This is a genomic window from Microbacterium sp. HMWF026 (assembly GCF_003061325.1).
In the GTDB taxonomy this organism is placed as follows: Bacteria; Actinomycetota; Actinomycetes; order Actinomycetales; family Microbacteriaceae; genus Microbacterium; species Microbacterium testaceum_E.
In genome coordinates, this window is sequence record NZ_QAJB01000385.1 from 570 (window position 1) to 8,030 (window position 7,461).

Genomic DNA, 7,461 nt, shown 5'->3' on the forward strand with positions numbered 1-7,461 from the left:
GTCGTAGCCCTCTTTCTGCGGGTCGCCGTGCAGTCCACCCGAGAGGGCGTACTCCTCTTCGGGCGAGAGCACGAGGCGGTGGCGGCCGTAGACGGCGAAGCCGATGAAGATCACCGCGTACACGACGATGATCGCGACGATGGCGAGCAGGTAGGCCGGGTTGAGCAGCAGGCCGAAGAACACGACCGCGGCGATGATGGCCGCCGAGTACGCCCCGAACAGGCCCCACGGGCTCTTGTACGGACGCACCGCGTTCGGGAACTTCCGCCGCAGGACGATGAACGCCACCATCTGCAGGAAGTACGCCAGCACCGCTCCCCACACCGCGATGTTCAGCACGATCGCCCCGGCGGGGCTGGCGTCGCCGCCGGCGGCCTGCACGATCACCAGGGCGAGGAAGCCCAGGACGGCGCCGAACACGAGCGCGACCCAGGGGGTCTTGCGGGCGCCGGTGAGCGACAGCCAGCGCGGGTAGTACCCGGCCCGCGACAGGGAGTACATGTTGCGGCCGTAGGCGAACATGATGCCCATGAGGGATGCCAGCAGCCCCACGAGCGCGAGGAGCGACAGCAGGGCCGCCGCCTGATCGCCGACCATCGCGCGGAAGCCGTCGAGCAGGGGCTCGAGCGAGCCGCCGGTCTCTTCGGCCCCGAGAACGCCGGTGTTGAGGAACAGCACGATGAGACCGGTGACGATGAGCGTGCCGCGGGCCCAGAGGCCGGCGCGGGGGATGTCGCGGGCGGGGTCGTGCGATTCCTCCGCCGCGAGCGGGAGCTCTTCGATGCCGAGGAAGAACCACATCGCGAAGGGCAGGGCGAGCAGGATCGATCCGACGCCGAAGGGCAGGAATTCGGTGTTGCCGTCGGTGGGCGCGATGTTCCAGAGCGAACCCCAGTCGAAGGCACCCGTCATGAGCGACATCGCGCCGAAGACGACGATGATGCCGATCGAGATGATCGAGACCACGATCGCGAAGCCGAACGAGATGTTCGCGCCCGCGGCGTTGAGGGCGATGAACAGGGCGTAGAGGATGATCCACCAGACGAACGCCGGGAGGCTGACGCCCGTGAGCAGTTCGAGAGCCGAGTCGGCGTACTGCCCCGAGAAGTAGACGACGACGGCGGTGGTCGCGACGTATTCGATCGTCTCGGCGAGACCCGTCGCCAGACCGCCCCACGGCCCCATCGCCGACCGGGCGAACGAGTAGGCGCCGCCGGTGTGCGGCATCGCCGCGGCCATCTCGCCGATCGAGAAGGTGAGGCCGTAGTACATGACGACGAGGATGACGAAGGCGATGAGCATGCCGCCGAAGCCCGCGAAGCCGATGCCGAAGTTCCAGCCCGAGAAGTCGCCCGAGATGACGGCGGCGACGGCCAGGCCCCACAGGCCCCAGACGCCGGCCGACCGTTTCAGGGTGCGTTTCTCGAAGTAGGCGGCGTCGGTGGCGGTATAGGTGGCTCCAGCGACCTTTTTGCGGGAACTGCTCGAGGTGGACATGTGACCTCCGGGAGGATGCGGGCAGGCTTCGGGCTCGCCTTTGCGCAAGATCATGGCCCTCTATTGGTCGACCTGTCTACCTTTGGCGTGTAAGTTCCTCGTTACGTCCTCCGTCGCGGAGGCGACGAGAAGGCGAGAGGGACACCATGGCGGGCAATCTCACCACCGCAGAGCTGAACGCCGCGATCGACGCGGGAGACATCGACACGGTCGTCGTCGCCTTCCCCGACGCGCAGGGACGGCTCGTCGGCAAGCGCGTCGCCGCGCGATTCTGGCGCGACGAGGTGCAGAGTCACGGCGCCGAGGCCTGCAACTACCTGCTGTCGGTGGACGTCGACCTCAACACCGTCGACGGCTATGCGATGTCGAGCTGGGAGAAGGGCTACGGCGACATGCTGCTCGTGCCCGACCTCGACACGCTGCGCCGCATCCCCTGGCAGCCCGGCACCGCCCTGGTCATGGCCGACCTCGCGTGGGAGGACCGCGCCGCCGTGGTGCAGTCGCCGCGCGGCATCCTGAACGCCCAGAGAGCCCGGCTGGCCGAGCGGGGACTCACCGCCTACGCCGGAACCGAGCTCGAGTTCATCGTCTTCGACGACTCGTTCCGCGACGCCTGGGCCAAGGGCTACACCGGGCTGACGCCGTCCACCGACTACAACGTCGACTACAACCTGCTCGCCACCACGCGGCTCGAGCCGTTGCTGCGCGACATCCGGGTCGGGATGGACGGCGCCGGCATGTACTGCGAGGGCGTGAAGGGCGAGTGCAACTTCGGCCAGCAGGAGATCGCGTTCCGCTACGCCGAGGCGCTCGAAACCGCCGACAACCACACGCTTTACAAGAACGGCGCGAAAGAGATCGCCGATCGCCACGGCAAGTCGCTGACGTTCATGGCCAAGTTCAACGAGCGCGAGGGCAACAGCTGCCACATCCACCTCTCGGTGCGCGGAGACGACGGCGCCGCGCTCATGGCCGGAGACGGCGAGCACGGCTTCAGCCCGCTCATGGAGCACTGGATCGCCGGCATCCTGGCCACCCTGCGCGAGTTCACGCTGCTGTACGCGCCCACGATCAACTCGTACAAGCGATACGCGAAGGGGTCGTTCGCGCCCACCGGCGTCGCGTGGGGCGTCGACAACCGCACGTGCGCGCTGCGCGTCGTCGGCCACGGCTCGTCGCTGCGGGTCGAGAACCGCGTCCCCGGCGGAGACGTGAACCCCTACCTCGCGGTCTCGGCGATCATCGCGGGCGGACTGCACGGCGTCGAGAACGAACTCGCCCTGCCCGCCCCGCTCACCGGCAACGCCTACGCCGCCGGCGTCGACACCCTTCCCACGACCCTGCGCGAGGCGGCGCGGCTCTTCTCGGAGTCGTCCATCGCCCGCGCCGCCTTCGGCGACGACGTCGTCGAGCACTACCTCAACCAGGCGCGCATCGAGGTCGAGGCCTACGACGCCGCCGTGACCGATTGGGAGCGGGTGCGTGGTTTCGAGCGCCTCTGATCCGAGCAGGACCCCCGTCGTGGGGCTGACGACCTACCTCGAACGCGCGAAGCAGGGGGTCTGGGACGTGCGCGCCTCGTTCCTGCCGCAGCAGTACTTCGACGCGGTGACCGCCTCGGGCGCCACGGCCGTGCTGCTGCCGCCGCAGCCGCGCGCCACGCAGGCCGCCGCGGCAGTGCTCGACGGGCTCGACGGGCTGATCCTCACCGGCGGGCTCGACGTGCAGCCCGAGCTGTACGGCGCCGAGCGCCACCCCACCACCGACCCCGCGCGCGCCGACCGCGACGAATGGGAGCTCGCCCTGCTCGCGGGAGCGCGGGAGCGCGGCATCCCGGTCTTCGGCATCTGCCGCGGGCTGCAGCTGATCAACGTCGCCCTGGGCGGGACGCTCCACCAGCACCTGCCCGAGGTGCTCGGTACCGAGCGGTACCGCATCGGCGGGGGCGTGTTCGCCGACAACACCGTCGAGGTGGATGCCGACACCCGGCTCGCGGGTCTCGTCGGCGCCGGGGAGCTCGGCGTCCACAGCTACCACCACCAGGGCGTCGACCGCGTCGCCGAGGGGCTCCGGGTCACCGCGCGCACGGACGACGGGCTCGTGCAGGCCGTCGAGCTGCCGGGAGAGGACTACCTCGTCGCCGTGCAGTGGCATCCCGAAGAGAACGCCGAAGACCGACGGCTGTTCCTCGGCCTCGTCGCCGCGGCCGCGCGGTACCGGGCCGCCCGCACCTCCTCCGAGCCCCAGGGAGTCCCCGCATGAGCACCTTCACCGTCACGAACCCCGCCACGGGGGCACCCATCACCACCCTCGAGCGCGCCGACGTCGCCGAGGTGGACGCCGCGGTCGCCGACGCCGTGCGCGCGCAGCGCACCTGGGCGGCGCTCGCCCCCGTCGCCCGCGCCGACGCGCTGCGTGCGTTCGCGCGCGTCGTCGAGGCGCACGTCGACGAGCTCGCCGCGCTCGAGGTGAAGAACTCGGGGCACCCCATCGGTTCGGCCCGGTGGGAGGCCCAGCATGTCGCCCAGGTGCTGAACTACTACGCCGGCTCGCCGGAACGCCTGATCGGCTCGCAGATCCCGGTCGCCGGGGGCCTCGACGTCACCTACCACGAGCCCTACGGCGTCGTCGGGATCATCGTGCCGTGGAACTTCCCGATGACCATCGCCGCGTGGGGCTTCGCCCCCGCGCTCGCCGCGGGCAACGCCGTCGTGCTGAAGCCGGCCGAGCTGACCCCGCTCACCGCCGTCCGCCTGGGCGAGCTCGCGCTCGAAGCGGGCCTGCCCGAGGGGCTCTTCCGCGTCATCGTGGGATCGGGCTCGGTCGTCGGCCAGCGCTTCGTCACGCACCCCGACGTGCACAAGGTCGTCTTCACCGGCTCCACCGAGGTCGGTACCGAGGTCGCCGCCGGATGCGCGCAGCTGCTGAAACCCGTCACGCTCGAGCTCGGCGGCAAGAGCGCCAACATCGTCTTCGCCGACGCCGACCTCGAGAAGGCGGCGGCGGGCGTCCCCGGATCGGTCTTCGACAACGCCGGCCAGGACTGCTGCGCGCGCAGCCGCCTGCTCGTCGAGCGCCGCGTGTACGACCGGTTCCTCGAGTTGCTCGAACCCGCCGTCGCCGCGTGGAGGGTCGGCGACCCCCACGACGAGTCGACCCAGATGGGACCGCTGATCTCGGCATCCCATCGCTCCACCGTCCAGGGCTTCCTGGACGGGGCCGACGTGGCCTTCCGCGGCTCGGCGCCCGAGGGGGACGGCTTCTGGTTCGCCCCCGCCGTGGTGCTCGCCCAGCCCGGAGACCGCATCGCCCGCGACGAGGTCTTCGGGCCGGTCCTGGCCGTGCTGCCCTTCGAGGACGAAGCGGATGCCATCCGCCTCGCGAACGACACCGCTTACGGTCTGGCGGGGTCGATCTGGACCGAGAACCTGGGCCGTGGCATCCGGGTCTCCCGCGGGGTGCGCAGCGGCGTCCTGTCGGTGAACTCGCACTCGTCGGTGCGGTACTCGACCCCGTTCGGCGGCATGAAGGCCTCGGGACTCGGTCGCGAGCTCGGACCGGATGCCGCCGAGCACTTCACCGAGACGAAGAACGTCTTCTACGCCACCGAATGACCCCCCCCGTCCCACTGATGACCGTCCTCGTCCCAGACTCGGCCGGTCTGGAGGCCCCACCAGCCCTGAGCGGGACGAGGTCCCGCGCGAAAGGAACACCCGCACCATGACCATCGACCTCACCCAGCGTCTGCGCGACCGCGTCGCCATCGTCACCGGCGGCGCCAGCGGCATCGGCCTGGCCACCGCCCGGCGCTTCGCCGCCGAGGGCGCCCGCGTCGTCATCGCCGACCTCGACGAGACCACCGGAACCGCCGCCGCCGAGGCGGTGGGCGGGGTGTTCCGGCAGGTGAACGTCGCCGACGAGGACTCGGTGAACGCCCTCTTCGAGGGCGTCGCCGCCGACCTCGGCAGCGTCGACATCGCCTTCAACAACGCCGGCATCTCGCCCGCGGACGACGACTCCATCGAGACGACCGAGCTGCCCGCCTGGGACCGCGTGCAGGACGTCAACCTCAAGAGCGTCTACCTGTGCTCGCGCGCAGCACTCCGGCACATGGTGCCCGCCGGTCGCGGCTCGATCATCAACACCGCCTCGTTCGTCGCGCTGCTCGGCTCGGCCACGTCGCAGATCTCGTACACCGCGTCCAAGGGTGGCGTGCTGGCGATGACCCGCGAGCTCGGCGTGCAGTTCGCCCGACAGGGCATCCGGGTCAACGCGCTCTGCCCCGGGCCGGTGAACACGCCGCTGCTGCAGGAGCTGTTCGCGAAGGATCCCGAGCGCGCGCAGCGCCGCCTCGTGCACGTGCCCATGGGCCGGTTCGCCGAACCCGACGAGATGGCCGCGGCGGTGGCGTTCCTGGCATCCGACGACGCCTCATTCATCACCGCGACCGCGTTCGTCGTCGACGGCGGTATCACCAACGCCTACGTGACGCCGCTCTGATCCCCGACATGACAGGCTGAGGCGGTGAGCGAGGCGCCCCTGGACGACCTGCGGCGAGCCGTCTACCGGCCCGTGCGCAGCGGCAACGCGCTCGAGGACACCACGGCCCGCATCGTGCAGACCGTGCGTCTGGGGCTCGTCGCCCCGGGCGAATCGCTGCCCGCCGAACGCGAACTCGCGGCGCTGTACGGCGTCAGCCGCGACACCGTCCGCGAGGCGATCCGCGAGCTCGCCGACGCCGGGTGGCTCGAGACGCGGCGCGGACGGTACGGCGGCACCTTCGTCGTCGACCCCGTGCCGCGTCCGTCGGAGCCGGCGGTGGTCTCTCCCGCGGACCTCTCGGACGTCATCTCGTTGCGGAGCGTGCTCGAACCCGGCGCCGCGTGGGCCGCCGCCGCCCGCTCGCTGTCGGCCGACGAGCGCGACGTGCTGTGGGCGCGGCACGAGGCCGCCGCGCACGCCGGGGGAGAGGATTACCGTCGCCTCGACACGTTGCTGCACCTGACGATCGCGGAGCTCGCCGGCATCCCCTCGCTCGTTCCCCTCGTGGCCGACAACCGCGCGCGCGTGAACGCCTGGCTCGACACCTTTCCGCTGCTGCCGCGCAACATCGACCACTCCACGTCGCAGCACGCCGCGATCGTGTCGGCGATCCTGGCGGGCAGACCGGATGCCGCTCACGCGGCCATGCGCGACCACCTCGCCGGATCCGAGGCGCTGCTGCGCGGATTCCTGGCCTGATCGCTCCGCCGGTTTAGGCTCGGAGGATGGCCGGGAGCAAGAAGCGCAAGGGGAAGAAGCACGACATGGACTTCAAGAACACCGCGCTGACCGACGCCCTGCAGACCCAGGACATGGCCGCGATCGCCTTCGCGCTGCGGCACGGGCCGACGGTGGTGCCGCTGATGACTCCGGGCGACGCCGACAACCCGCTGAGCGTCGGCGAGGTGTGGACCTACCGCGCCCCCGACACCGGCCAGGTCGCCCTGCTGCTGTTCAGCGACGCCGCGCACAAGCCCGAGACGCTGCCCCCGCACGTGGCGCTGCAGTCCCCGCAGTGGTTGCGGTCGTTCCTCGGAGCGCACCAGGATGCCATTACCACAGTCTTCATCGACATCGCCGGGCCGCACCCCATCCAGGCGGCGCCGGCCGACCTGATCGCCGCGCTCGACGCCTGAGGGTTCGCGGGCCGGGTGCGGTGGGCGGGTCTTGCCGGGTGCACAGTTGCGGGCCGGGGTGTGGTGGCCGGGTCTTGCCCCGTGCACGGCTGCGGGCCGGGGTGTCGACATGCCGGGGCTGCGACGGCCCAACACGGCGTGTCGCGACGAATCCCCGCCGTTGTGCTCGGCAGGGACGGCTGGTTCGCCGGCGGGGCGTCGGTTAGTCACCCCGGCCGGGCCGGGTGCGGTGGCCGGGTCTTGCCCCGTGCACAGTTGCGGGCCGGGGTGTCGACACGCCGGGGCG

Annotated in this window: 7 protein-coding genes; 6 read left to right on the plus strand and 1 reads right to left on the minus strand. The window is 71.0% G+C overall.

Translation table 11 applies throughout. The features are described 5' to 3' along the window. A partial coding sequence (locus tag DBR36_RS14290) for an amino acid permease (protein WP_108320444.1) occupies nt 1–1,497 on the minus strand: 1,497 nt, incomplete at its 3' end. Nucleotides 1,498–1,643: 146 nt separating this feature from the next. Between DBR36_RS14290 and DBR36_RS14295 the strand changes: the two genes are divergently transcribed. From DBR36_RS14295 to DBR36_RS14320, 6 genes are all read left to right on the plus strand, one after another. Continuing rightward, nucleotides 1,644–2,999: a glutamine synthetase family protein gene (locus tag DBR36_RS14295; protein WP_108320437.1), complete on the plus strand. Its 1,356-nt coding sequence runs from the start codon at nt 1,644–1,646 to the stop codon at nt 2,997–2,999. After that, on the plus strand, nt 2,980–3,759 hold the full coding sequence (locus tag DBR36_RS14300; RefSeq protein WP_108320438.1) for a gamma-glutamyl-gamma-aminobutyrate hydrolase family protein: 780 nt from the start codon (nt 2,980–2,982) through the stop codon (nt 3,757–3,759). The genes DBR36_RS14295 and DBR36_RS14300 overlap by 20 nt, the downstream gene beginning before the upstream one ends. Further along, on the plus strand, nt 3,756–5,111 hold the full coding sequence (locus DBR36_RS14305) for an aldehyde dehydrogenase (protein WP_108320439.1): 1,356 nt from the start codon (nt 3,756–3,758) through the stop codon (nt 5,109–5,111). Before DBR36_RS14300 ends, DBR36_RS14305 begins: the two co-directional genes overlap by 4 nt. A gap of 106 nt (nt 5,112–5,217) precedes the next feature. Beyond that, nucleotides 5,218–5,997: a 3-oxoacyl-ACP reductase gene (locus DBR36_RS14310; RefSeq protein WP_108320440.1), complete on the plus strand. Its 780-nt coding sequence runs from the start codon at nt 5,218–5,220 to the stop codon at nt 5,995–5,997. Between the two features lie 24 nt (nt 5,998–6,021). After that, the gene (locus DBR36_RS14315) at nt 6,022–6,738 is read left to right on the plus strand and encodes a FadR/GntR family transcriptional regulator (protein WP_108320441.1); all 717 of its coding nucleotides are present in this window, start codon (nt 6,022–6,024) and stop codon (nt 6,736–6,738) included. A 26-nt stretch (nt 6,739–6,764) separates the two neighbouring features. After that, nucleotides 6,765–7,175 carry a dehydrogenase gene (locus DBR36_RS14320; RefSeq protein ID WP_108320442.1) on the plus strand — a complete coding sequence of 137 codons (411 nt, stop codon included), beginning with the start codon at nt 6,765–6,767 and terminating at the stop codon, nt 7,173–7,175. Nucleotides 7,176–7,461 lie beyond the last annotated feature (286 nt).